Here is a 24,337-nt window from a genome sequence, read left to right as displayed (position 1 = left end):
CCGACGGCCGACCTCTTGTGAAGCGAGTCGCAAGAGGTCGGCCGTCGGTGTACGTACGGACTGGGAGGGGCCCGGGCGAAGAGGGGCACGGATCCCGGTGTGTAAGGGTGCGCGAAGCGCGCGGGCGCGCCAGCCTGGAGGTATGACCGAATCCAGCCACTCCACCGAGCCCGCGGCATCCGCCACACCCGTGGCGCCCGGCACGAGCCGGACCGAGGGGCACACCCACACCCTGCACTTCACGATCGCGCTTCCCCACCCCGTGGAGCAGGTCTGGGAGGCGGTGGCCACTCCCGCGGGACTGCCGGGGTGGCTGGCCGCCGCCGATGTGCTCGAACCACGGCTCGGCGGGGCGGTCACGCTGCGGTGGCTCAACAACGGGCGGACCCACGCGGGCCGCGTCACCGCGTGGGACGGCGAACGCGTCGCCGAGTACACGCTCGAAGGCCCGCACGGCCGCATGCGCTTCCACCTGGAGCCGACGGCCCCCGACGCGACGACCCTGCGGTTCACCGGCGAGATCGACGGCGACGACGCGGCGCGCCTGGACCACCTGGCCGCCTGGCACGACCACTTCGAGCACCTGGCCGCCGCGCTCGACGGGCGCCCGACGGACGAGCGGGCCTGGGCGGCCTGGACCCCGGACCGCCGGCGGCAGCTCCGGGACAGCTACCTCAAGACCCCACAGTGATCAGGCCCCCACGGCGGTCAAGGCGCCACGGTCAAGGCTCTACGCCGGTCAAGGCTCCACGCCGGTCAGGGCCCCACAGCGGTCAAGGCTCCACGCCGGTCAGGGCGGCACAGCGGTCAAGGCTCCACCGTGATGGCGTCCAGCTTCGCCCGCAGGTACGTGTGCGAGTCGACGGGCTCGTACGCGACCCGGCCCTTCGGCGCGGGGACGGACTCGACGCTCGTGCGCGGGTCGCACTCGTAGAAGTAGACGAGCGACATCAGCTCCTCCGCGGGCAGGTCCGCCGGGGGCGGCAGGACGCGGTGCCGGCCGGAGCGCCAGCGGTCGCCGGTCCAGCGCGCCATCAGGTCACCGATGTTGATGGTGAACGCGTCCGGGTCGAACGGCGCGTCCTCCCAGCCGCCCTCGTCGGTGCAGACCTGGAGCCCGCCCTTGCCCGCCTGCCGGTCCAGGACCGTGACCGTCCCGAAGTCGGTGTGCGGGCCGATGCGGAACTGGCACTCCTCGGGCTCGCCCACGACGTCCGTGCCCGGGTACCAGTTGATGTTGAAGCCCCAAGTGGGGTGCGTGGTGTGCCGGGTGAAGAAGTCCCGCTCCTCGCCGAGCGCGACCGCGAGAAGTTCGAGCAGCAGGTCGGACAGTTCCCGCATCCGCCCCAGATACGTCTCGACGAGCGCGCGGAGCCCGGGCGTCTCGGCGGGCCAGGTGTTGGGCAGGAACCACTCCGCGTCGATCTCCGCGTCGCCGGTGGGCAGTTCGGAGGCGTACGACAGGGACTCCTTCAGGTCGGGCGGGGTCTCGGTGCCCTCCGCGTAGCCGTTCGCCTCGGCGCCGGGGCCCAGCCAGCCCCGCCCGCCCACCTTCACGGCGTACGGCTCCTTCACCGCGGGCGGCAGCCGGAAGAAGTCGCGCGCCGCCTCCCGGATCCGGGCGCGCAGGCCTGGGTCCACGCCGTGCCCGGTGACCAGCAGGAATCCGGCGGTCCGCAGCGCCTCGTCGACGGTGCGGGCGATCTCGGCGCGCGCGTCCGGGCCGCCGGAGAGCCAGGGCCGCAGATCGATCGTGGGGATGCGGGGCCGCGGCGCGGAGGGTTCGGTCATGCCCCCACTGTGGACGCGGCCCAGCACCGAGGCAACGGCGCCTGACCCGGCCGGACGCGAGCGCTACGCGCCGATGTCCTCGTTCCACAGCTCGGGCCGGGCCGCGATGAACTCCTCCATCATGGCGACGCACTCGGGGTCGTCGAGCACCACGATCTCCACGCCGTGCTCGGCCAGCCAGTCGTGGCCGCCGTGGAACGTCCGCGCCTCACCGACGACGACCCTCGAGATTCCGAACTGCCGCACCAGACCGGAGCAGTACCAGCACGGCGAGAGCGTCGTCACCATCGTCGTGCCCTTGTACGAGCGCTGCCGTCCCGCGTTGCGGAAGGCGTCCGTCTCGCCGTGCACGGACGGATCCCCGTCCTGCACGCGCCGGTTGTGCCCGCGCCCGAGGACCTTTCCGTCCGCCGAGTAGAGGGCCGCGCCGATCGGGATGCCGCCCTCGGCGAGCCCCGCCCGCGCCTCCTCGACGGCCGTGGCCAGCCAGGTCCGCGCCAGTTCGGGGTCGAAGGCGTTCACGCCTGCTCGCCGCCCTGCTCGCGCTCGCGCTTCTTGAGCTCCTCCTCGCGGCGGCGTAGATCGGCCTCCCAGTCCTTGAGGAGCGACTCGTCCTTCTTGTTCTCCTCGCGCAGGGAGTGCAGGAACTCGGGGTTGTCGTCGGGCGCGACCCACTGTGTGCGGTGGCTGCGGTGCCACTCGGACGGGGTCGAGCCACCCGCGGGCGCGTGCCGGCGCCTGCCCGCGACGAGCCAGGCGATCGGGCCGACGAGCACCTCGCCGAAGAGCAGGATGATGATGACCCACACGACCTTCGGCAGGCCCCTGACCTCCTCCTCCGGAGTGTTCAGGCAGTCGATGAAGGCGTAGATCCACAACGCCAGTACCAGCAGGAACGGCAAGTAGCGGAGCATGGTGTCGCGATCCCCCAAGGAGCGGCATGGGGACGACGCGGGCCCCCGGTGACCGGGTCAGGGTAGCCGGTGCGCGCTGCGCCATCGCGGGAGACGACCCCCGGACCTCCGGCCGAAGGGCAGGGGCGGGCGCAGGAAGTGCGTGCCCCCTCAGCGATACTGGGACGCATGGCTTACGACGATCTTCGCTCCCTCCTGCGGGCGCTGGAGCGCGAGGGCGACCTCAAGCGCATCAAGGCCGAGGTCGACCCCTATCTCGAGGTCGGTGAGATCGTCGACCGGGTGCAGAAGTCCGGCGGCCCCGCTCTCCTCTTCGAGAACGTGCGCGGCTCCTCGATGCCCCTCGCGATGAATGTGTACGGGACCGACCGGCGCCTGCTGAAGGCGCTCGGCCTGAAGTCCTACGAGGAGATCAGCGACAAGATCGGCGGCCTGCTGCGCCCCGAGCTGCCGCACGGCTTCGTGGGCGTGCGCGAGGCGTTCGGCAAGCTCGGCTCGATGGTCCACGTGCCGCCGAAGAAGGTGAAGGACGCGCCGGTGCAGGAGGTCGTCCTGCGCGGCGACGACGTGGACCTGGACCAGCTCCCGGCCCTGTTCACCTGGCCCGAGGACGGCGGTTCCTTCTTCAACCTCGGCCTGACGCACACCAAGGACCCCGAGAGCGGCATCCGCAACCTCGGGCTCTACCGGCTCCAGCGCCACGACCGGCGCACCATCGGCATGCACTGGCAGATCCACAAGGACAGCCGCAACCACTACCAGGTGGCCGCCAGGAAGGGCGAGAAGCTGCCGGTCGCGATCGCCTTCGGCTGCCCGCCCGCCGTGACGTACGCGTCGACGGCGCCGCTGCCCGGGGACATCGACGAGTACCTCTTCGCCGGGTTCATCCAGGGCAAGCGGATCGAGATGGTCGACTGCAAGACGGTGCCGCTCCAGGTGCCGGCGAACGCCGAGGTCGTCCTGGAGGGGTGGCTGGAGCCCGGGGAGATGCTCCCCGAGGGCCCGTTCGGCGACCACACCGGCTTCTACACGCCGCAGGAACCCTTCCCCGCGCTGACGATCGACTGCGTGACGATGCGCAAGCGACCGCTGCTCCAGTCGATCGTGGTGGGGCGCCCGCCGACGGAGGACGGCCCCCTCGGCCGGGCCACGGAGCGCTTCTTCCTTCCGCTCCTCAAGATCATCGTGCCGGACATCGTGGACTACCACCTGCCCGAGTCGGGCGGATTCCACAACTGCGCGATCGTCTCGATCGACAAGAAGTACCCGAAACACGCGCAGAAGGTGATGCACGCCGTGTGGGGCGCGCACATGATGTCGCTGACCAAGCTGATCGTGGTCGTCGACTCGGACTGCGACGTGCATGACCTGCACGAGGTCGCGTGGCGGGCGCTCGGCAACACGGACTACGCCCGTGACCTGACCGTCGCCGAGGGTCCCGTCGACCACCTCGACCACGCGTCGTACCAACAGTTCTGGGGCGGCAAGGCGGGCATCGACGCGACGAAGAAGTGGCCCGAGGAGGGCTACACGCGGGACGGCGGCTGGCCCGAGATGGTGCTGTCCGACCCGCAGACGGCGGCGACGGTCGACCGCCGTTGGAAGGAGTACGGCCTGTGACCAGCGCCTCCGCCGCGATCCCGCAGCCGGGCCGGACCAAGGCGTTTCTGCGCCTCGTCATGATCGAGCACTCGGTGTTCGCGCTGCCCTTCGCGTACATCGCCGCGCTCACGGCGATGTTCCAGATGGACAGGAACATCCACTGGTGGCGGCTGCTGCTCGTGACGATCGCGATGGTCGGCCTGCGCACGTTCGCGATGGCCGTGAACCGGATCATCGACCGCGAGATCGACGCCCGTAACCCGAGGACCGCCCACCGCGAACTCGTCACGGGCGCGATGTCCGTGAAGTCCGCCTGGACCGGCGCGCTCATGGCGCTCGTCGTCTTCCTCGGCGCTGCCGCCCTGCTCAACCCGCTGTGCCTGGCGCTCGCGCCCATCGCGGTGATCCCGATGGTCGTCTATCCGTACGGCAAGCGGTTCACGAACTTCCCGCAGGCCATCCTGGGTCTCGCCCAGGCGATGGGCCCGGTCGGCGCCTGGCTCGCGATCACCGGCGAGTGGTCGTGGGACGCGGTGATCCTCGGGCTCGCGGTCGGCATCTGGATCGGCGGCTTCGACCTCATCTACGCCTGCCAGGACGTGGAGACCGACCGCGAGGTCGGCGTGATGTCGGTACCGGCCCGCTTCGGAGTCCCGGCGGCGATCTGGGGAGCGCGCGGCTGCCACACGCTCACCACGGCGCTGTTCGTCTGGTACGCCCTCGCCACGGACGCGAGCGCGTTCTTCTGGCTCGGCCTCGTCATCGTCGCGGGCGCCTTCCTCTACGAGCACACGATCGTGCGGCCGCGCGACCTGTCCCGGCTCAACCGGGCCTTCTTCCAGGTCAACAGCTTCATCGGGATCGCCCTGTTCGCGTGCGCGCTGCTCGACCTCCTCGTGCGCGGCCTGACAGTCTGACCGCGACCGGGTGCCGGATAGGCTCGATGGCATGACCGCAGGAGAAATTGGGCGCCGGCCTTGGATCGTGGGGGTGTCCGGCGCGTCGGGGACCCCGTATGCCGCCGCGGTTCTGCGCGCGCTGCTCGACGCGGGGGAGAGCGTGGACCTCTTCGTCTCGCGCGCCTCGCGGCTGACGCTGCTCGACGAGACGGGGATCGCCTTCCGGGACGCGCACTGGCGTCAGGACCTGGGGGAGTGGCTGGCGCGCGGGGCGGACGGGAAGCCGGACACGTTCGCGGTGGGCGCGGCTCTCGACCAGGTCAGGTACTGGTCCGCCGGGGATCTGGCGGCGGGACCGTCGTCCGGGTCGTATCCGGCGAAGGGCATGATCATCGTGCCCGCGTCCACGGCGTGCGTGGCGGGCGTGGCGCTCGGCCTGTCGAAGGATCTGCTCCAGCGCGCGGCGAGCGTGACGCTCAAGGAGGGGCGCAGGCTGGTCGTCGCGGTGCGCGAGACACCGCTGAACGGACAGACGCTGAAGCATCTGGTGGCGCTGGACGAGGCGGGCGCGGTGGTGCTGCCCGCCTCTCCGGCGTTCTACGCGGGGGCGACGCACATCCAGGATCTGGTGGACTTCGTCGCCGGGCGGGCGCTCGACGCGGCAGGGGTGCCGCATCGGCTCTACCGCCGGTGGGAGGGAGAGCTCGGGGGCGGCTCTCCGGACCGTTAGCGCTTCTTGGCGCGCGCGGCCCGCTTCTCAGCGGTACGCGCCTCGACGGCGGACTGGTGGGCACGCGAGCGGTTGGCCTGGTCCTGCAGCTCGCGCATACGGGCGTAGGCCATCTCGATCGTGTACACGGTGACAACACTCCTGAATGATCGTCTTTGATCGGTAGTCGAAGATCGCTTGGTAGGGAAGCCGAAGGTGAAACCGGGTTTCGGCTAAAAGATTCACAGGGGCAATGCCCTGCACGCCTTAGATTCTACACGTAAACTCGCGTCAACGCAGAATAATGAAAGGCATGGACCCATGGACGCCGTGGACAGGCAGCTCATTCAGGCCCTGCGCGAGAACGGCCGCGCCTCGTATGCCGAGCTGGGACGCCTCGTAGGCCTGTCCGGGCCCAGCGTCACCGACCGCATCAACCGCCTGGAGGCGGCCGGTGTCATCACGGGCTACCGCGCGACCGTCGACTCGCCCTCGCTCGGTCTCGGGGTCACCGCCCTGATCGGCATCTCGCTCTCCGACGCCGCCGACCACGAGGACGTGGCGCGCCGGCTCAAGGACCTGTACGAGATCGAGGACTGCTGGTTCATCGCGGGCGACGACTCCTACATGCTCAAGGTGCGGGTCGGCGACGTGGACGGCCTGGAGCGCACCATCCGCCGGCTCAGCGGCACGAAGGGCGTCTCGCGCACGCGCACCACGATCGTGCTGTCCACCAAGTGGGAGAACCGGGTGGGGGAGCTGCCCGAGGAGGAGTAGAGGCGGGCACGAAGTGCCTGATGGGGGCCCTCCCGCCCGAAGGGTGGGGGAGTACGGTTGGCCGCAGTCTTTGGTGAGGAGCAATGGCAATGGACGTAGGGCTCAAGCGCGAGCTGGAGCAGAAGGTGCGGGACGGCGAGCGGCTGTCCCGTGAGGACGGCGTCGCGCTGTACGAGTCGGACGACCTGGCCTGGCTGGGCGGGCTCGCCCACGAGGTGCGCACGCGCAAGAACGGCGACGTCGTCCACTTCAACGTCAACCGCCACCTCAACATGACGAACGTGTGCACCGCCTCGTGCGCGTACTGCTCGTTCCAGCGCAAGCCGGGCGAGAAGGACGCGTACACGATGCGCATCGAGGAGGCCGTCCGCCTCGCCAAGGCGATGGAGAACGAGAACCTCACCGAGCTGCACATCGTCAACGGCCTGCACCCGACGCTGCCCTGGCGCTACTACCCGCGCTCCCTGAAGGCCCTCAAGGAGGCGCTGCCGGACGTCGCGCTGAAGGCGTTCACGGCGACGGAGATCCACCACTTCGAGACGATCTCCGGGCTCTCCGCCTCCGAGATCCTCGACGAGCTGATCGACGCCGGCCTGGAGTCGCTGACCGGCGGCGGCGCCGAGATCTTCGACTGGGAGGTCCGGCAGCACATCGTCGACCACGCCACCCACTGGGAGGACTGGTCGCGGATCCACCGCCTCGCGCACGAGAAGGGTCTCAAGACCCCGTCGACGATGCTGTACGGGCACATCGAGGAGCCCCGTCACCGCGTCGACCACGTGCTGCGCCTGCGTGAACTCCAGGACGAGACCGGCGGTTTCCAGGTCTTCATCCCGCTGCGCTACCAGCACGACTTCGTCGACATGAAGGACGGCAAGGTCCGTAACCGCCTCCAGGCGCGTACGACCATGGCGACCGGCGCCGAGGCGCTCAAGACCTTCGCGGTCTCCCGGCTTCTGTTCGACAACGTGCCGCACGTGAAGTGCTTCTGGGTCATGCACGGCGTGCAGACCACCCAGCTCGCGCTCCAGCACGGCGCCGACGACATGGACGGCTCGGTCGTCGAGTACAAGATCACGCACGACGCGGACAACTACGGGACGCCGAACAAGCTGACCCGCGAGGACCTGCTCGACCTGATCCGCGACGCCGGCTTCCGGCCCGTCGAGCGGAACACCCGGTACGAGATCATCCGCGAGTACGACGGCCCGGACCCGGCGCGCCGTGAGACGCCGCAGGCGATGCGCGTCTGACGACGTCGCTGACGGCGTCTTTGACGGCAGGCGTAACGACGAAGAGGGGTTCCGGCCGGTGGCCGGGCCCCTCTTCCCGTATCGCCGTATGTGGGTCAGGCCACCGGCAGCAGCATCGTGATGTCGTCGCGGTCGTCGCCGGGGGCCACCCGGATCGCGCCCGGGACGCGGCCGACCTCCTTGTAGCCGCACGCCGCGTAGAAGCGGTCGGCGCCGGTGCCGCCGCGGCAGGTGAGACGGATCGCCTCGATGCCGTCGAAGGCGCGGGCGGCGTCGGCCGCTGCGTCCATCAGCTCCCGCCCGTACCCCTTGCCCTGGTACCGCGGGTGGACCATCACCGTGTACAGCCAGATGTAGTGCTTCTGCAGGCGGTGCTGGTTGTACGTGAAGAAGGCCGTCGCCGCGACGGTGCCCTCCTCGTCGCGTCCGACCAGGAGCCGGGTGCGGCCCTCCGCCATCGCGGCGAGGTGTCTGACCAGCTCGGGGCGTATGTCCTCGGTGGTGACGGGCGGGACGAAGCCGACCGCTCCGCCCGCGTTGGACACGTCGGCCCAGAGCGCGAGGACGTCATCCCGCAGCGCCGGTCCGATCTGCGGGTCCAACTGAAACGTAAGGGTCATTGGGCCACTCTAGCCATTACTTGCGGTACCGCTCAATGCCCTTCGAGGGCCGCATGCTTCACTGGACGTGCGTAGGACCGATTCGGAACGGAAGAGTGGATTGACATGCTCCGCTACACGCTGATGCGCTTCGGGATCTTCGCGGGCTGCTTCCTTGTCGTCTGGGGCCTCGCCTCGACGGGCATCGTGCCCCGCGGTGCCGGAAGCTCGTACTTCCTGTGGATCGCCCTGCTCGGTCTCGTCATCTCCGCACCCATCAGCTACGTCGTGCTGCGCAAGGAGCGTGACCGCGCCTCGGTCAAGATCGTCGAGCGCGTCGACCGCACGAAGGCCAACTACGAGCGCAATCGCACGCAGGAGGACCTCGCGGACGACGTGGCCCGCGCGCAGAGCGCCTCGTAACGCGACTCGTCCCCGAAGTCCCGTGTAAGGGACTCGTAAGCTTCGTCACAGCACAGGTGGCCCCGGCATCGCTCGATGCCGGGGCCACCTGCGTTTTCCAGGCCCAAGGGCTATAGATGAGGTCATTTCTGTCCCAAAGAACCCCTTTGATGTTCTCAAAGCATGAGTGTTAACGTGATTGTCATGAAGACATCCGCAGTCCGCATGCCCATGAGCGTTCCGCTCGTGGCGCGCCTGCATGTCGATCTCTGCCGTTGCATGTCCGCGGCCTGTCGCCTCTGAAGCGACCCCCCGATGCAGCGGCGCCCCTGGTTCTTCCTCCCGCGGTGGCCGCTTCCTTACGTCCGACCCCACCCGCGCGTCATCACTGGAGTGTGTCCGTGTCCGCGAACACCGCGTCCGCGTCCGAGAAGCAGAAGCCCCGCTTCCGGATACCCATCCCCTTCTGGGCCCAGGTCCTGCTCGGCCTCGTCGTCGGCCTCGTGCTCGGCTACGTCGCCCGCACCTACGACGTGTCCTGGCTCGCCACGACCCTCGACAAGGTCGGCGGCATCTTCATCCAGCTCCTGAAGCTGGCCGTGGCCCCGCTGGTCTTCTTCGCGATCCTGGTGTCCATCACCAACCTGCGGAAGGTCAACAACGCCGCGCGGCTCGCCAGCCGTACCCTCCTCTGGTTCATGATCACCTCGCTGATCGCGGTCGTCATCGGCCTCGCGATCGGCCTGATCACCAACCCGGGCAACGGCTCGAACCTCACCCCGGCCGACGGCTCCAAGCCCGACCACGCCGGCTCCTGGCTGGACTTCCTGACCGGCATCGTCCCGACCGATGTCGTCACGCCGTTCACCCAGCTCAACGTCCTGCAGATCGTCTTCATGGCGGTCGTCGCCGGTGTCGCCATCCTGAAGATCGGCCCGAAGGCCCAGCCGATCCTCTCCCTGTCCGAGTCGGTGCTCGAACTGCTGCAGAAGGCCCTGTGGTGGGTCATCCTGCTCGCCCCGATCGGCTCCGCCGGCCTCATCGGCCGCGCCATCGTCCAGTACGGCTGGGACCTCCTCGGCAACTACGCGACGTTCACGATCGACATCTACGTCGGCTGCGCCCTGGTCCTCTTCGGCGTCTACCCGCTGCTCCTCGCGACCGTCGCCAAGCTGAACCCGCTCCAGTTCTTCAAGGGCGCCTGGCCCGCGATCCAGCTGGCCTTCGTGTCCCGCTCCTCCGTCGGCACGATGCCCGTCACCCAGCAGTCCGCCGAGCGCCTCGGCGTCCCGCGCAACTACGCCTCCTTCGCCGTGCCGTTCGGCGCGACGACCAAGATGGACGGCTGCGCCGCGATCTACCCGGCGATCTCCGCGATCTTCGTCGCGCAGATCTTCGACGTGCAGCTCGGCATCAAGGAGTACCTGCTCATCGCGTTCGTCTCGGTGATCGGCTCCGCCGCGACCGCCGGACTGACCGGTGCCACGGTCATGCTGACGCTGACCCTGTCGACGCTCGGCCTCCCGATGGAGGGCGTGGGTCTGCTCCTCGCCATCGACCCGATCCTGGACATGATGCGCACCGCCACGAACGTGGCCGGACAGGCGCTCGTGCCGGTCATCGTGGCCGCACGCGAGAACATCCTGGACCGGGTGAAGTACGACCGCGCCACTGCGTCTCCCGTCGAGGAGCTCGTGGCAGAGAGCCAGCACGAGGACGAGCCTCAGGCGGTGGGTGCCGCCGCCTGAGTCCCCAGGCTCGTACCCGTCCGCACCCCGCACCCGCCGGTTTCCTCCGGTCGTGGTGCGGGGTGTGTGCGTTGTGGTGGCTAGGCTTGCGTGCGGACGCGGTGTGGAGAGAGGCGGGCGGCCGGGGTGGGCGAAGTGAGGACCAAGCGGATGCCGCGGGCCGTGCGGGAGCGCCAGATGCTCGACGCGGCGGTGCGGGTGTTCGGGGAGCGTGGGTACCGGGCCGCGTCGATGGATGACATCGCGGAGCTCGCCGGGGTGTCGAAACCGCTGGTGTACCTCTATCTGAACTCCAAGGAAGAGCTCTTTTCGGCGTGTATCCGGCGCGAGTCCGCGGCCCTGGTCGCGGCCGTACGCGCGGGTGTGTCCGGCGCCGGAGGAGCCGACCGGCAGCTGTGGGACGGGCTCCGGGCGTTCTTCACGCACACGGCGCACAACCCCGACGGCTGGGCCGTTCTGCACAGCCACGCGCGGACGGGCGGTGAGCCCTTCGCCGTCGAGGTCACGGCCATGCGGGAGGAGATCGTCGCGTTCGTGACCGGGCTGATCGCCGCGGCGGCCAGGGAGGCGCACGGCGATCCCGCGCTGCCCGACCGCGAGGTCGCCGGGCTCGGGCAGGCGCTGGTCGGGGCCGCGGAGTCGCTGGCCGGCTGGGCCGGCACGGACCCGTCGGTCACGGCCAAGGAGGCCGCGGCCACGCTGATGAACTTCGCCTGGTCGGGCCTCGGGAACCTGATGGAGGGCCGGCGCTGGTCACCCGCCCCCGGCGCGTAGCACCTCACCCGTGACATGGGTGCGCGCCGAGCGGAGCTCGAAGGCGGGCCCCCGGGACGCGTATGTCACGGTCGCCGGCAGCAGTACGGGGGCCTTGAACGCGGCGCGCACCTGCACCTCGCCCTCCGCGCCGTGTTCGGCGAGACAGCGGGCGACCGTCCACATGCCGTGCGCGATGGCGCGCGGGAAGCCGAAGAGGCGGGCCGTGAGCGGGTGCAGATGGATGGGGTTGCGGTCGCCGGATGCGGCGCCGTAGCGGCGGCCCAGGTCGCCGGGCAGCTTCCATTCGGCCACGGCGGGCAGCGGCTCGGGACGCTCCTCTGCCGCCGCCGCGGCGGGTGTGTCGGTGCGGTGGCGCGCCAGGTAGGTGCTGGTCGAGGTCCACGCACGTGTGTCGCCCGCCCGCAGCTCGGTGACGACCGTGGCCTCGGTGCCGCGCCGGTGAGGCGCCAACTCCTTTACGTAAACGGAGAGTTCGTACGCCTCGTCGACCGGCAGGTCGTGCCCCTGGGTGACGGTGATGGAGGTGTGGACGAGGCCGAGCAGGGGGAGCGGGAAGCGTCGCTCGGCCATGATCCGCATCGCCAGGGGGAAGCCGAGGACGTGCGGATACGTGACCGGGAGTGCGGCCTGGTCCGGGGCGAAGCCGCACACCTCGCGGTACGCGGCCAGGCGGGTGCGGTCGGCGCGTGCGGCCGGCAGGACCAGGCGGGTCGCGGGGGCCTCGGCGCCGGGGCCCGGGCGCTTGAGGGGTGAGAGCAGGGCGCCGCGGGCCAGGAGGGGAGGCAGGGACGGGGCGGCGGTGAGCGTGACGGTCGTCATGGTCGTCAGGCCCCCAGCAGGCTCTGGCCGCAGACACGGACGACCTGGCCGTTGACGGCGCCGGAGGCGGGGTGGGCCAGCCAGGCCGTCGTCTCCGCCACGTCCACCGGGAGCCCGCCCTGTCCGAGGGAGTTCATGCGGCGGCCCGCCTCGCGGATGAACAGGGGGACCGCGGCCGTCATCTTCGTCTCGATGAAGCCGGGCGCCACCGCGTTGACCGTGACACCGTGTTCGGCGAGCGCCTTGGGGGCGAGGGAGCGGGTCAGTCCGGCGATGCCCGCCTTGCTGGCCGCGTAGTTCGTCTGGCCCGCGTTCCCCGCGAGACCGGCGATGGACGCGGTGGCGACGACGCGGCCGCCGCGGCTGAGCGTGCCGGACCTGAGCAGGGCGTCCGTGGTGGTCAGGACGCTCGCGAGGTTCACGTCGAGGACCGTGGCCCAGCGGTCGGCGGGCATCTTGGCGAGGGTGCGGTCCCGGGTGATGCCCGCGTTGTGGACCAGGGTGTCCAGGGCGGGTGCGGCGTCCGTGATCCGCTCGGCCGCGCCGGGGGACGTGATGTCGAGGGGCAGCGCCGTCGCGTCGAGGCGGGCCGCAAGGGCCTCGAGATCACCCTGTGCGGATGGCACGTCCAGGAGGATCAGACGGGCCCCGTCCCGCGCGAGGACCTCCGCCACCGCCTCGCCGATGCCGCGGGCGGCGCCCGTGACCAGGGCCGTGCGGCCGGCCAGGGGGCGCGCCCAGTCGGCGGGCGCGGTGGTGTCGCCGGCCGCGACCTCGATCACCTGGCCGCTGACGTACGCGGACTTGGGCGACAGGAGGAATCGCAGTGTCGACTCGGCGGCTGCCACGGGCCCTTCGACACGTACGAGGGTGACGGTGCGGCCGCGGCCGGTCTCCTTGCCGAGGGAGCGCACGAACCCTTCGAGTGCCTGCTGGGCGGCGGCCTGGTGGTGGTCGTCGCGGGAGAGCGGGGCGCCGAGCACCACGATCCGGCCACTGGACGCGACCGCGCGCGCGACCGGGTGCAGGGCCGCGTGCACCTCGGCGAGCGTGGGAATGTCCGTGACTGCCGTGGCGTCGAGGACGATCGCGGCGGGGCGCTCGGCCGCCGCCCGCACGTCGGGGCCGGTGCGCGCCAGCAGCCCCGCGAGCTCCGCCGTGTGCACGGATTCACCGGCCGTGAGATGGAGCAACGGGCCGTCCAGCACCGGTCGTTCGGGTGTCCAGCGGTGCAGCTGTGCGGGCTGGGGAAGGCCCAGGCGGCGGGTCAGGAAGCGGCCCGGGGCCGTGCCGGTGAAGTTCAGATAGCGGTCGGCCATTGTCCAACTCCCTGCTCGGTCAGTAATTTACTTCTGAGTAAGGTTACTGAACAGTCAGGAGTTGGTCGAGATGGAACGCCCAGCACGCCCGGTGCGCGCAGATCTGCCGCGCCGCGTCGCGGTCGTCGGCGGCAGCCGCATCCCCTTCGCCCGCTCCGACGGCCCCTACGCGACCGCCTCGAACCAGGACATGCTGACCGCGGCCCTCGACGGCCTCGCCACGCGCTACGGCCTCCAGGCTCCGGGCGCCGTCGGCGAGTTCGTCGCCGGAGCCGTCCTCAAGCACAGCCGCGACTTCAACCTCGCGCGCGAGACGCTCCTCGGCTCCGCACTCGACCCGCGCACCCCGGCGTACGACATCCAGCAGGCCTGCGGCACCGGACTCCAGGCCGTGATCGCCGCCGCCAACAAGATCGCGCTCGGGCAGCTCGACAGCGCGGTCGCCGGCGGCGCCGACACCGCGAGCGACGCGCCGCTCGGTGTCAACGACTTCCTGCGCCGCATCCTCCTCGACGCGCGGCGCGCCCGTTCCCTGCCCGCGCGCCTCAAGGCCCTGAGCCGGGTGCGCCCCCAGCACCTCGTACCGGACATCCCCCGCAACGCCGAGCCGCGCACCGGGCTGGCCATGGGCGAGCACGCCGCCGTCACCGCGCGTGCCTGGGGCATCGCCCGCGAGGCGCAGGACGAGCTGGCGGCCGCAAGCCACCAGCGGCTCGCGGCCGCCTACGAGCGCGGCTTCCTGGACGACCTCGTCGTCCCGTACCGGGGGCTCGACCGCGACCAGAATCTGCGCCCCGGGTCGACCGTCGGCAAACTCGCCACGCTCAAGCCGGTGTTCGGCACGGACGGCCCGAACCCGACGATGACAGCCGGGAATTCGACCCCGCTGACCGACGGCGCGGCCGTGGTGCTGCTCGCGAGCGAGGAGTGGGCCGCTGAGCAGGGCCTCGAACCGCTGGCCTACCTCACGGCGTACGAGACCGGGGCGGTGGACTTCGTCGGCGGAGACGTGACCGGGGGTGAGGGCGACGGGCTGCTCATGGCGCCCGCCCACGCCGTGCCCCGGATGCTGGAGCGGGCCGGGCTCGGCGTCGAGGACTTCGACCTCTTCGAGGTGCACGAGGCGTTCGCCTCACAGGTCCTCGCGACGCTGGCCGCCTGGGAGAAGCAGGGCCTCGCGCCCGTCGACCGGGCCCGCCTCAACGTCGCCGGATCCTCCCTCGCGACCGGCCACCCCTTCGCCGCGACCGGCGCCCGCATCGTGGCCACCCTGGCGAAGCTCCTGAGCGAACGTGACGCCCCCTCCCGCGGGCTGATCTCGATCTGCGCCGCCGGCGGGCAGGGCGTCACCGCGATACTCGAACGCGCCTGAGGAATAAGGGAGTTCAGGGCTCCCGGCGGTCCGGACGGGCCGCCGGGTCCAGGCGGAGCATCGCCGCCTCGTCCGGGCTGCCGGGCTCGGCCTGATACGTGACGAGGCGCTGCCCGCCCGTGCGGGCCAGCTGCATGACCTCGAAGGTGAGGGTCATCCGGCCGACCTTGGGGTGCGCGAACGTCTTGGTGCCGCCGCCGCGCTCAAGGACCTCGTAACGGTCCCAGAGCTTCGCGAACTCCGGGGACTTCAGGACGAGTTCGCCGACGAGGGCGGCCAGCTCCGGCGAGTTCGGGTCCTTGCCGCCCACCGCGCGCAGGTGCGCCACCGACTGGGCGACCGTCTCCTCCCAGGGGACGTAGAGGACGCGGCCCACGGGGTGCAGGAACAGATACCGCGTGATGTTGCGCTCCTCGTCCGGCCAGTCCCACAGGCCGGGCAGGAGGCGGCGGCCCGCCGGGTTCGCCGCCAGCACGTAGTTGTGCGGGCTCACCACGTACGCGGGCAGCGGACTCAGCGCCTCCAGGACCCGCAGGACCGAATCGCGCACCGTGCGGTCGGTCGTGGGGTGCGGCTCGGTGAGGCGCCCCGAGGCCAGCTCTGCCAGGTCGTGGAGGCGCTCGTGCGCGTCGCCGCACAGCCGCAGGGCGCGGCTGATGGCGTCGATCACGGCCGTGGAGGGATTCGTCTCGCGGCCACGCTCCAGGCGCGTGTAGTAGTCGACGCTGACGCCGGCGAGCGTCGCCAGCTCCTCGCGGCGCAGGCCCGGCGTTCGCCGGATACCCGCGCCCGCGGGCAGCCCCGCGTCCGCCGGGCTCACGAGCGCGCGCCGCGCCTTGAGATATCTGCCCAGTTCAGTGCCGTCGTTCGTCGCTCCACCAGCCATACCTCCATTGTCCCCGCTCGGCGAGGTCTGTGGGGGGCCGTGTCAGGACCAGGAACAGCGCGCCCCGGTGAACGGCGCCCTGCCACCTCGCGCCAACACCCCGCAGAGTTGAACCCGTTGCGGGCGGCGAGGCCACCGCGGACCCAGGGGGTGCATGACACCGGGCCGCGGCCGCGGTTGCCGAAGCCGCCCGCATGAAGCCTTGCCGGGAAGGACCGACGGACCACGTCGCCCACCCGTTTCTCCACCCGAGGAGCCCCGAATGCCGTCCGTCGCCACCCGCTCCGACCAGCGGAACCCGACCCGCGTCCGCAGACCGGCGGCTGGTTCGCCGGCACCCGCACAGGAGTCCGGCTTCGCCCTCGTCGCCGCACTCCTCGGCTTCACCGTCATCTCCATCGACGTGTCCGCGGTGAACATCGCCCTCCCCGCCATCCGTACGTCCCTGCACGGCGGCATCACCGGGCTCCAGTGGATCGTCGACGCGTACACCCTGATGTTCGCCGCGCTCATGCTCTCCGCCGGGGCGCTCGCCGACCGGGCCGGTGCGCGGCGCGCCTACGCCTGGGGTGTCGCACTGTTCACCCTCGCCTCGCTCGCCTGCGCGCTCGCGCCCGGCATCGGCACGCTCGTCGCCGCCCGTGTCGTCCAGGGCGGCGCCGCGGCCATCGTGATGCCGGCCTCGCTCGCGCTGATCCGCCAGGCCTACGACGACGCGCGCCACCGCGCACGGGCCATCGCCCTGTGGACGGTGGGCGGTTCGGTCGCCATGGCCGTCGGCCCCGTCCTCGGCGGCATACTCACCGAGGCCGCCGGCTGGCGCGCCGTCTTCTTCCTGAACCTGCCGGTGGGCGCCCTGATCCTGGCCCTCCTCGCCCGCGTCCCGCGCTCCCCGCGCCGTCCCGCCCCGCTCGACCTGGCCGGCCAGGTCACCGCCGTCCTCGCGCTCGCCGGGCTCGCCTTCGCGGTCATCGAGGGCGGCCACGCGGGCTGGACCGCCCCGTCCGTCCTCGCGGCACTCGCCGTGGCGGTCGCCGGGGCGCTCGCCTTCCTCGCCGCCGAGAAGCGCCACCGCGCGCCCATGGTCCCGCTGCCCCTGCTGCGGCGGCGCGACGTGAGCGTGTCCCTCGCCATCGGCTTCGCCGTCAACGTCGCCTTCTACGGCGCGATCTTCCTGCTCGGCCTCTACTACCAGCAGCTGCGCGGCATGTCCGGCACCGAGGCGGGTCTCATGTTCGTACCGCTGGCCGCGATCATCACGTCGACCAATCTCATCTCCCCGCCGATGGCCGAGCGCTTCGGCCGCCGTCCCGTCATCGTGACCGGGCAGGCCGTCCTCGCCCTCGGCATGTTCTGCCTGCTGCCGCTGGCCGCGCACACCCCGGTCTGGCTGATCCTGCTCCTGCTCGTCCCGACGGGCATGGGCGGCGCGTTCGCGGTCCCCGCGCTCACCGCCCTGCTCATGGACAGCGTCCCGGCGGCCCGCGCGGGCACGGCCTCCGGCCTCCTGAACGCGTTCCGCCAGACCGGCGGCGCCCTCGCCGTCGCCCTCTTCGGCTCGCTGATCGCGGGCGGCGCCGGTGACGGCTTCTCGCTCGGGGGCATGCGGACGAGCCTGATCGTCGCGGGCGGCCTCCTGTGCGTGACGGCGGCGCTGGCGGCCTGGGCCCTGCCCAGGAAGAAGAAGGGCTAGGGCGGGGAGGAGGCCGCGTTGCGCAGGCAGTGCGCCAGGCACCGCCGCCGGAACTCGGCATCCTCGCCGAGGCGTTCCAGCAGGTGCCTGCCGTACGCGCGCGTGGCCGCCGTCATGCGGAAGGCGCCGGGGCTCGACGGCTCGGGTGTGAACAGGAAGTGGTCCGCGAGCCCCTCGAAGGCGCGGGCGAGCTCGTCGGCCGGCAGCCGGTCGTCCGCGCACACCGTCACCGTGTCGGACAGGGTGAAAGGCCCCGTGAAGACGGAGGCCCGCGCCCACAGCAGCCGTTCGCCGGGCGGGCAGAGCCGCTGGCTCCAGCGCAGCGAGGCGCGCAGCGTGCGCAGCCGGTGCGGCAGTCCGGGCATCGGGGCGGGCAGGTCGAGCAGGTGCTCCGGGCGGCCGATGAGCGACAGCAGGTCGTCGGCGTCGTGGTGTTTCAGCTGGCCCGCCGCGATGCGCAGGGCGAGCGGCAGACCGCCGAGTGCCTTGCAGACGCGGCGGACCGGCTCGTGGTCCGGGCCCTCCGGCGCGCCGAGTGCCCGCGCGGCCGTCCTGAGCAGGCGGGCCGCGCCGCCGGGGGTGAGCGGGGGCAGCGGGAACGTGACCGGGGTGTCCAGCGGGACCCTGCTGGTGGCGAGGACGCGCAGCTCCGGGCACGCCTGTACGAGGTGCAGCAGCGTGGCGGCGCACTCCGCGGCCTGGCGCTCGCAGGTGTCGACGACGAGGAGCACCGGGCGCCGCCCGATCGCGGCGGCCAGCGCGGGGAGCTGCGGCACCGCGGGATCGCCGTCGATGCGCAGGGCGCGGGCGAGCGCGTGCGGCACGAGCCCGGGGATGTCGAGCGTGGCCAGGTCGGCGGTGCCCTTCGCGGACCAGGGCTCGCGGCGCATGCGCCGTACGACTTCGGCGGCGAGCGCGCTCTTGCCGACGCCGCCCGGCCCGGCGACCGTCACCAGGCGCTCCGCGCGCAGCAGCCCTTCGAGCGCGGCCGCGGCGCCGCCCCGGCCGACGAGTCCCACGGCCCGGGTGTGCAGGAGCTCCGGCATGTTCTGGTGCCTCCGTCGTGCTGCCTCTTGCTGCGTTCCGGTCGGATGCGGCCAGCATGTGCCGGGCGGGCGGTTCCCGGCATCGGTGCGTGCGCAGAAATCGGTCCACCTGTCCTCTGCGCGGGGTCCGGTCGGTGACGCGGGCCGATCACAGTAGCGGCGGTTTCCCCGACGCCGGTCCGCGCGACCGATCGGAACCGCTTTCCGTTCGCAGGTTGCCGAATGGGCCCGGCCGGGAGCGAGTTGGAGGCGTTACCCGCCCGATCCGGTACGGATTGCCGCACCTGCGTGGCCTCTACGGCACGCCCGCGAGCCGCAGGAGGCCCGTCGTCGCGGCGGCGCCCACGACGACGACGGCGAAGGGCGCCTTACGCCACGCGAGCACCCCGCCGGCCAGCACTCCGGCGGGCCGCGCCCACCCGGCGAAGCCGTGCCCCTCGGTCAGCGCCCCCGTCGCGAGCAGACCCACCAGCAGCACGGTCGCCCCCACGGTCAGCAACTCCTGCACCCGCGCGGGCAGTTCGACCCGCCCGTGCAGCAGGGGCCCGGCGAGCCGGAAGACGTACGTCCCGGCGGCCAGGACGAGGACGGCGACGAGCGTGGCGTTCACGAGGGGCCTCCCGGGGAGGTCGTACGGGAAGGGGATCCCGGGCGGGGCGTACGGGAAGGGGTTCCCCGCCGGGGCGTGCGGGCCACGAGCAATCCGGTCAGCGCCAGCAGGACCGGCACCCCCGCGGGCAGCACCGGCGTCGCCGCGACCGCGATCACCGCGCCGGCCGCCGCGGCCCGCCGCACCCCGGCCGAGCCGCGCAGCGCGGGCAGTACGAGCGCAAGGAGCACCGCCGGGAACGCCGCGTCCAGGCCGAACCTGGCGGTGTCCCCGAGCGCGGAGCCCGCGAGTGCCCCGGCGAGCACGCTGAGGTTCCAGGCGGCGAAGAGCCCGAGGCCCGATATCCAGAACGCCGCCCTGCGCCGCCGGGGATCGCGCTGCGCGAGGACGAACGCCGCCGTCTCGTCGGTGACGAGGTGGGCGCCGACGAGACGCACGGGCCAGGACCGGCCGAGCGCGTCCGCGACGGCGAGACTGAACGCCGCCGTGCGGGTGTTGAGCAGCAGTCCGGTCGCCGCGGCGGCCACGGGGCCGCCACCCGCCGTGAGCACGGCGACGGTGCTGAACTGCGCCGATCCGGCGAAGACGATCAGCGACATCAGCACGGGAACCCAGACGGGCAGCCCGCCGGTGACCGCGATCGCGCCGAAGGAGACACCCACGACGGCGTCGGCGAGGCAGACGAGCGCGATGTCGCGCAGGAGGCTCCGGTCGGTGCGGGCGGGAACGGCGGCGGGGTCCGAGGGCGTGCCGGAGGCCACCGTTCGCTCAAGGAGGCTATCTGTTCGGTGTGGCGAACGCATACTCGTAGAATGGACACGAGACCAGCCGTTCGTCAAGGCGAACGTTTCGGTCCGCCTCAGCGAACGAACGGTGAGTAGGAGCAGCATGGCCGGCGACACCCCCCGCCTCCCCCTCGACCGCATCGCCGCGGCCCTGCGCCGGGAGCGCGGCCGGGCCGGGATCTCCCTGTCCGAGCTGGCCAAGCGCGCGGGGATCGCCAAGTCCACGCTTTCGCAACTGGAGTCGGCGAGCGGGAACCCGAGCCTGGAGACCCTCTGGGCGCTGAGTGTCGCGCTCGACGTCCCGCCGAGTCTGCTGCTCGACCCGCCGCGCCCCGTCGTCCAGGTCATCAGGGCGGGCCAGGGCGTCGCCGTTCCCTCGGAGCGGGCCGACTACGCGGCGACGCTGCTCTCGCCGAACCCGCCGGGCTCCCGCCGTGACCTCTACTTCCTCCAGGTCGAGCCCGGCGCGCCCCGTGAATCGGAGCCCCACATGCCGGGCGCTGTCGAGCACATCGTGGTGGGCACCGGCCGGGTTCTCGCGGGACCACAGGACGACCCGGTCGAACTCGGTCCGGGCGACTACATGTCGTACCCCGGCGACGTCCCGCACACCTGCCGCGCCCTGGAGCCGGGTACGACCTGCGTTCTGGTCATGCAGTACGCGTGAGCCGAAAGGCAGGAGCCCCGTCTCCGCCGCGTGCCGGGGCACTTGGCGGAGCGGGGCTCCTTGGGTACTGCATCCGTTCCGGAGTCACGACGTCCCAAGGGCAAACCTGGGGACGCCCCACTTACATGGGGGTGACGTTCTCCGCCTGCGGGCCCTTCGGGCCCTGCGTGACGTCGAAGCTCACGGCCTGGTTCTCCTCGAGGGAGCGGAAGCCGTTTGCGTTGATCGCGGAGTAGTGGACGAAGACGTCCGGGCCGCCGCCTTCCTGGGCGATGAAGCCAAAGCCCTTTTCAGCGTTGAACCACTTCACGGTTCCGGTAGCCATAAGCCCTCCTTGGGCCAAAGGGTCGCCCTGCTCCAGAACCTGCAAATGCACTTGCGAACAACTGCAAAAGTCTGAATACGACGAGAGCCCGCGGTCACATGCTCCGCAGGCTCTGTACTGCAAGGGAAACCAAACTGCAACTTGGCGGTGAGCCTAGCACGCAGGCACCGGAATGCAATAGAGGGAAAGATCACGTCACCCGGAGGTTTGACACGGGGCGCCAAAGGGTTGACGGGGCCGACTCGGGGACCCTGAAGCCTGCACCGTACCGCATGGGGTCTAGCCTCGCGATGTGGACAATTCTCCCGAGATCCCGCAGCGCAACCGGCCACGAGTCGGCCACATCCAGTTCCTCAACTGCATGCCCCTGTACTGGGGACTTGCCAGGACGGGAACGCTCCTCGACCTCGAGCTCACGAAGGACACCCCGGAGAAGCTCAGCGAGAGCCTCGTCCAGGGTGACCTCGACATCGCGCCCATCACCCTCGTCGAGTTCCTGAAGGCCGCCGACCAGCTCGTCGCCTTCCCCGACCTCGCGGTCGGCTGCGACGGCCCGGTGATGTCGTGCGTGATCGTCTCGCAGGTACCTCTCGACCAGCTCGACGGGCGGCGGGTGGCGCTCGGCTCCACCTCGCGCACATCCGTGCGCCTCGCGCAGCTGCTGCTGGCCGACCGGTTCGGCGTACGGCCCGACTACTACACGTGCCCGCCCGACCTGGGCCTGATGATGCAGGACGCGGACGCGGCCGTGCTCATCGGGGACGCGGCCCTGCGCGCCAACCTGCACGACGCGCCGCGCCTGGGACTGCAGGTGCACGACCTGGGCGCCCTGTGGAAGGAGTGGACGGGACTGCCGTTCGTCTTCGCCGTGTGGGCCGCCCGCAAGGACTACGCGGAGCGCGAGCCGCTCATCACGCGCAAGGTGCACGAGGCGTTCCTCGCCTCCCGGGACGTGTCCCTGGAAGAGGTCACCAAGGTCGCCGAGCAGGCCTCCCGCTGGGAGGTCTTCGACGAGCAGGTCCTCGAGCGCTATTTCACGACGCTCGACTTCCGCTTCGGCGCGCGGCAGCTGGAGGGCGTCACGGAGTTCGCCCGCCGAGTGGGTCCGACGACCGGCTTCGCGGCCGATGTCCGGGTCGATCTGCTGCAGCCGTGACGCGGTAGCTCCGCCGGCCCCGGAAGGCGTACGCGAATTCCCCCGCGGGAATTCCCGTACGCCTTCTGTGTGCAGCCCCTCTCGCGTGCGGGGCAATTCCGGCTATCCGGGAAACAACGGGCCGTTCGGCCGCGATCGACTGTGAACGTCAGGAATTTCACCGGTGAACGTTTTGAATACGCCGGGCACGCGGATATCGGAGCGATGCGTTCCGCGAGGCGGCGACTACGGGAAGCCCTGACAGGGGAGTACTACCCTGGCCCGACCGGAGCGTGGGCACAGGGGGAGGCCAGGTCATGCAGCCGCTGGAAGCCGGCGAACCGACCACGATCGGGCCCTACCGGCTGCTCGGAAGACTCGGTTCGGGCGGAATGGGCCGCGTCTACCTGGGGCGCAGCGCCGGAGGCCGCACAGTCGCCGTGAAGGTCGTCCATCCGCACTTCGCGCTCGACGAGGAGTTCCGGGCGCGCTTCCGGCGCGAGGTCGACGCCGCGCGGCGCGTCGGGGGTGCCTGGACGGCGCCGGTCCTCGACGCCGACCCGGAGGCGGCCGTCCCGTGGGTGGCGACCGGGTACGTGGCAGGCCCCTCCCTCGCGCAGGCCGTGAAGGAACGCGCCCTGCCCGACCACTCCGTACGGGTCCTGGGCGCGGGCCTCGCCGAGGCGCTGTCGGCGGTGCACGGTCTCGGGCTCGTCCACCGCGACGTGAAGCCGTCGAACGTGCTGCTCACCGTGGACGGCCCGCGCCTGATCGACTTCGGCATCGCCCGCGCCACCGACGGCACCGCCTCCCTCACCTCCACCGGCGTCTCGATCGGGTCGCCCGGATACATGGCGCCCGAGCAGATCCTCGGCAAGGGCGCCACAGGCGCCGCCGACGTCTTCTCGCTCGGCGCGGTCCTGGTCTACGCGGTGACCGGCACGTCCCCGTTCTCCGGCGACTCGTCCGCCGCGCTCCTCTACAAGGTGGTGCACGAGGAACCCGAACTCGGCCTGGCGCGCGGGGAGCTGCGCGACGTCGCCGCCGCGTGCCTGGCGAAGGACCCGGCCGCGCGGCCCACCCCTGACGAGGTGGCGAGCGCTCTCGCCCCGCAGGGCGCGGCCCGGCTCGTGGCGGCGGGGTGGCTGCCGGGCGCGCTGGTGGAGCAGGTGGGGCGCAGCGCGGTGGCACTCCTGGACCTGGAGGGCGCGGCGCCGGCGGGTGCCGCGGAGCGTTCGGGTCCGGTCGGCTTCAGCAAGCCCTCGGTCGACTGGCCGTCGGACGCGGCGGGATCGCCGGCCGGGGTGTTCGGGCCGCCCGATCCCGCGTACGGGCCGCCGGCCTCGCAGCCCTACGTGCCCGCCGACTCCGCCGTGCCGGCACCGCGCACCGAGGTGCCGGGTGCCGGGAAACTCTCCGTCAGCGTGGCCGCGACGTCCCTGCCGGGCGTCAACGGGCGTGGGCGCAGTCTCAGTTGTACGGTCGCTCTGGGAGTCGCGGGCGCCCTGGCCGCGGTCACCTTGGGCTCGGCCTTCCTCTTCGACCTGCTGCCGGGGAATTCGGACTCGCAAGGCGGCTCGGACACGGGTGGGAGGCCGCCCGCGGCCACGCCGTCCGGCGGGCAGGTCCCGTCCGGCTATCTCGGCAAGTGGCACGGCAAGGTGGTGCAGGCCGGGGTTCCGTTCGGCACCTTCGACGTCGAGGTGCGGCAGGCGAGGCCGGGGCAGAAGGTCGGCACGGTGACGTCGACCGATCCGCTGGGCATCAACTGTGTCGACGTACTCACCTTGAAGTCGGCCACGGGCAAGGAGCTGGTGGCTGGGGGAGAGGCCGCCGAGTCGAACCCCGGAACGTGCGCATCGTCCGCCCACACCGTGCATCTACGGCTGGAGGGGAAGGTGCTGGTGTACTCGTCGGAGTATCCGGAGGCGGGCAACCCGAAGGCGCGCCTGGCGCGGGTGGGCGGCTGAGCCGGGAGCGGCGGCGGGTGCTGTATCTGGCGACGTTCGGGGTCGACTTGGGTGCGCGGCGCATCCACGGCGTGCGCGTTCCGGTGGCGGTGAGGATGTGTGCTCGTCGTCAGTGTGTGACCGATGAACCGGTCCTCGTGTAGATCGGCCATGCGGCGACCGGACCTGGGTTCAACGTGTACGCGTGCCCGCCGTGCGCCGACACGTATCCGCCGATGAGTGACCCGCTGGACGCCCTC

General features: G+C 71.6%; 26 protein-coding genes. 14 read left to right on the top strand and 12 right to left on the bottom strand.

Features of this window, described 5'->3' with window-relative positions; translation table 11 throughout:
- Positions 1–142 precede the first annotated feature (142 nt).
- Entirely contained in the window at positions 143–691 is a 549-nt protein-coding gene (locus OG758_RS23215; RefSeq protein WP_326711738.1) for an SRPBCC domain-containing protein, read from the top strand.
- Positions 692–807: 116 nt separating this feature from the next.
- On the opposite strand, the gene OG758_RS23210 is transcribed toward OG758_RS23215, so the two are convergent.
- The 3 genes from OG758_RS23210 to OG758_RS23200 form a co-directional block, all read right to left on the bottom strand.
- On the bottom strand, positions 808–1,791 hold the full coding sequence (locus tag OG758_RS23210) for an isopenicillin N synthase family dioxygenase (protein ID WP_326711737.1): 984 nt from the start codon (positions 1,789–1,791) through the stop codon (positions 808–810).
- A 63-nt stretch (positions 1,792–1,854) separates the two neighbouring features.
- Positions 1,855–2,313, bottom strand: a complete 459-nt coding sequence (locus OG758_RS23205) for a nucleoside deaminase (RefSeq protein WP_326711736.1) — start codon at positions 2,311–2,313, stop codon at positions 1,855–1,857.
- Positions 2,310–2,705 (bottom strand): PLD nuclease N-terminal domain-containing protein, encoded by a 396-nt coding sequence (locus tag OG758_RS23200; protein ID WP_227296685.1) that lies wholly within the window; start codon positions 2,703–2,705, stop codon positions 2,310–2,312. Before OG758_RS23200 ends, OG758_RS23205 begins: the two co-directional genes overlap by 4 nt.
- 168 nt (positions 2,706–2,873) lie before the next feature.
- On the opposite strand from OG758_RS23200, the gene OG758_RS23195 reads away from it, so the two are divergent.
- The 3 genes from OG758_RS23195 to OG758_RS23185 are packed head-to-tail and all read left to right on the top strand — an operon-like array spanning position 2,874 to position 5,936.
- Entirely contained in the window at positions 2,874–4,325 is a 1,452-nt protein-coding gene (locus OG758_RS23195; protein ID WP_100597997.1) for a menaquinone biosynthesis decarboxylase, read from the top strand.
- A complete protein-coding gene (gene mqnP / locus OG758_RS23190; protein ID WP_326711735.1) occupies positions 4,322–5,224 on the top strand; it encodes a menaquinone biosynthesis prenyltransferase MqnP in 903 nt (300 codons plus the stop codon). The genes OG758_RS23195 and mqnP overlap by 4 nt, the downstream gene beginning before the upstream one ends.
- A 31-nt stretch (positions 5,225–5,255) precedes the next feature.
- Positions 5,256–5,936 carry a UbiX family flavin prenyltransferase gene (locus OG758_RS23185; protein WP_326711734.1) on the top strand — a complete coding sequence of 227 codons (681 nt, stop codon included), beginning with the start codon at positions 5,256–5,258 and terminating at the stop codon, positions 5,934–5,936.
- Here the strand turns inward: OG758_RS23185 and OG758_RS23180 are convergent.
- The gene (locus OG758_RS23180; RefSeq protein ID WP_264484737.1) at positions 5,933–6,064 is read right to left on the bottom strand and encodes a hypothetical protein; all 132 of its coding nucleotides are present in this window, start codon (positions 6,062–6,064) and stop codon (positions 5,933–5,935) included. The genes OG758_RS23185 and OG758_RS23180 overlap by 4 nt on opposite strands.
- A 172-nt stretch (positions 6,065–6,236) precedes the next feature.
- On the opposite strand from OG758_RS23180, the gene OG758_RS23175 reads away from it, so the two are divergent.
- Both OG758_RS23175 and mqnE read left to right on the top strand, forming a co-directional pair.
- Positions 6,237–6,692, top strand: coding sequence for an Lrp/AsnC family transcriptional regulator (locus OG758_RS23175; RefSeq protein WP_116511305.1), 456 nt, complete (start codon positions 6,237–6,239; stop codon positions 6,690–6,692).
- 89 nt (positions 6,693–6,781) lie between these two features.
- Positions 6,782–7,945: an aminofutalosine synthase MqnE gene (gene mqnE / locus OG758_RS23170; protein WP_326716004.1), complete on the top strand. Its 1,164-nt coding sequence runs from the start codon at positions 6,782–6,784 to the stop codon at positions 7,943–7,945.
- A 95-nt stretch (positions 7,946–8,040) separates the two neighbouring features.
- On the opposite strand, the gene OG758_RS23165 is transcribed toward mqnE, so the two are convergent.
- Positions 8,041–8,565: a GNAT family N-acetyltransferase gene (locus OG758_RS23165; RefSeq protein WP_326711733.1), complete on the bottom strand. Its 525-nt coding sequence runs from the start codon at positions 8,563–8,565 to the stop codon at positions 8,041–8,043.
- A 105-nt stretch (positions 8,566–8,670) separates the two neighbouring features.
- On the opposite strand from OG758_RS23165, the gene OG758_RS23160 reads away from it, so the two are divergent.
- The 3 genes from OG758_RS23160 to OG758_RS23150 all read left to right on the top strand — a co-directional run bounded on the left by OG758_RS23160 (position 8,671) and on the right by OG758_RS23150 (position 11,468).
- Positions 8,671–8,967, top strand: a complete 297-nt coding sequence (locus OG758_RS23160; RefSeq protein ID WP_326711732.1) for a DUF4229 domain-containing protein — start codon at positions 8,671–8,673, stop codon at positions 8,965–8,967.
- A gap of 380 nt (positions 8,968–9,347) precedes the next feature.
- Positions 9,348–10,694, top strand: coding sequence for a dicarboxylate/amino acid:cation symporter (locus OG758_RS23155; protein ID WP_326711731.1), 1,347 nt, complete (start codon positions 9,348–9,350; stop codon positions 10,692–10,694).
- Between the two features lie 126 nt (positions 10,695–10,820).
- Positions 10,821–11,468: a TetR/AcrR family transcriptional regulator gene (locus OG758_RS23150; RefSeq protein WP_326711730.1), complete on the top strand. Its 648-nt coding sequence runs from the start codon at positions 10,821–10,823 to the stop codon at positions 11,466–11,468.
- On the opposite strand, the gene OG758_RS23145 is transcribed toward OG758_RS23150, so the two are convergent.
- Together OG758_RS23145 and OG758_RS23140 are read right to left on the bottom strand one after the other, a co-directional pair.
- Positions 11,448–12,290, bottom strand: coding sequence for a MaoC family dehydratase (locus OG758_RS23145; RefSeq protein ID WP_326711729.1), 843 nt, complete (start codon positions 12,288–12,290; stop codon positions 11,448–11,450). The two genes, OG758_RS23150 and OG758_RS23145, sit on opposite strands and share 21 nt — an antisense overlap.
- 5 nt (positions 12,291–12,295) lie before the next feature.
- Positions 12,296–13,609 carry a 3-oxoacyl-ACP reductase gene (locus OG758_RS23140; protein ID WP_326711728.1) on the bottom strand — a complete coding sequence of 438 codons (1,314 nt, stop codon included), beginning with the start codon at positions 13,607–13,609 and terminating at the stop codon, positions 12,296–12,298.
- Positions 13,610–13,679: 70 nt separating this feature from the next.
- On the opposite strand from OG758_RS23140, the gene OG758_RS23135 reads away from it, so the two are divergent.
- The gene (locus OG758_RS23135) at positions 13,680–14,981 is read left to right on the top strand and encodes an acetyl-CoA C-acetyltransferase (RefSeq protein ID WP_326711727.1); all 1,302 of its coding nucleotides are present in this window, start codon (positions 13,680–13,682) and stop codon (positions 14,979–14,981) included.
- A gap of 13 nt (positions 14,982–14,994) precedes the next feature.
- Here OG758_RS23135 and OG758_RS23130 read toward each other — a convergent pair whose 3' ends face one another.
- A complete protein-coding gene (locus tag OG758_RS23130) occupies positions 14,995–15,867 on the bottom strand; it encodes a helix-turn-helix domain-containing protein (RefSeq protein WP_266561384.1) in 873 nt (290 codons plus the stop codon).
- Between the two features lie 262 nt (positions 15,868–16,129).
- Here OG758_RS23130 and OG758_RS23125 point away from each other — a divergent pair, with 262 nt between their 5' ends.
- Positions 16,130–17,560, top strand: a complete 1,431-nt coding sequence (locus OG758_RS23125) for an MFS transporter (RefSeq protein WP_326711726.1) — start codon at positions 16,130–16,132, stop codon at positions 17,558–17,560.
- Here OG758_RS23125 and OG758_RS23120 read toward each other — a convergent pair.
- The 3 genes from OG758_RS23120 to OG758_RS23110 form a co-directional block, all read right to left on the bottom strand.
- Positions 17,557–18,606, bottom strand: a complete 1,050-nt coding sequence (locus tag OG758_RS23120; RefSeq protein WP_326711725.1) for an ATP-binding protein — start codon at positions 18,604–18,606, stop codon at positions 17,557–17,559. The two genes, OG758_RS23125 and OG758_RS23120, sit on opposite strands and share 4 nt — an antisense overlap.
- Before the next feature lie 295 nt (positions 18,607–18,901).
- Entirely contained in the window at positions 18,902–19,216 is a 315-nt protein-coding gene (locus OG758_RS23115; RefSeq protein ID WP_266561378.1) for an AzlD domain-containing protein, read from the bottom strand.
- The gene (locus tag OG758_RS23110) at positions 19,213–20,019 is read right to left on the bottom strand and encodes an AzlC family ABC transporter permease (protein ID WP_326711724.1); all 807 of its coding nucleotides are present in this window, start codon (positions 20,017–20,019) and stop codon (positions 19,213–19,215) included. The genes OG758_RS23115 and OG758_RS23110 overlap by 4 nt, the downstream gene beginning before the upstream one ends.
- An 85-nt stretch (positions 20,020–20,104) precedes the next feature.
- Here OG758_RS23110 and OG758_RS23105 point away from each other — a divergent pair, with 85 nt between their 5' ends.
- Positions 20,105–20,668, top strand: coding sequence for a helix-turn-helix domain-containing protein (locus OG758_RS23105; protein ID WP_326711723.1), 564 nt, complete (start codon positions 20,105–20,107; stop codon positions 20,666–20,668).
- Positions 20,669–20,789: 121 nt separating this feature from the next.
- On the opposite strand, the gene OG758_RS23100 is transcribed toward OG758_RS23105, so the two are convergent.
- Entirely contained in the window at positions 20,790–20,993 is a 204-nt protein-coding gene (locus tag OG758_RS23100) for a cold-shock protein (RefSeq protein ID WP_006138897.1), read from the bottom strand.
- 292 nt (positions 20,994–21,285) lie between these two features.
- Between OG758_RS23100 and OG758_RS23095 the strand changes: the two genes are divergently transcribed.
- Both OG758_RS23095 and OG758_RS23090 read left to right on the top strand, forming a co-directional pair.
- A complete protein-coding gene (locus OG758_RS23095) occupies positions 21,286–22,149 on the top strand; it encodes a menaquinone biosynthetic enzyme MqnA/MqnD family protein (RefSeq protein ID WP_372566066.1) in 864 nt (287 codons plus the stop codon).
- 296 nt (positions 22,150–22,445) lie between these two features.
- A complete protein-coding gene (locus OG758_RS23090; RefSeq protein ID WP_326711722.1) occupies positions 22,446–24,098 on the top strand; it encodes a serine/threonine-protein kinase in 1,653 nt (550 codons plus the stop codon).
- Positions 24,099–24,337 lie beyond the last annotated feature (239 nt).

It is taken from the genome of Streptomyces sp. NBC_01474 (assembly GCF_035918215.1).
Taxonomy (GTDB): domain Bacteria; phylum Actinomycetota; class Actinomycetes; order Streptomycetales; family Streptomycetaceae; genus Streptomyces; species Streptomyces aureus.
This window is presented reverse-complemented; position numbering and strand designations above follow the sequence as displayed.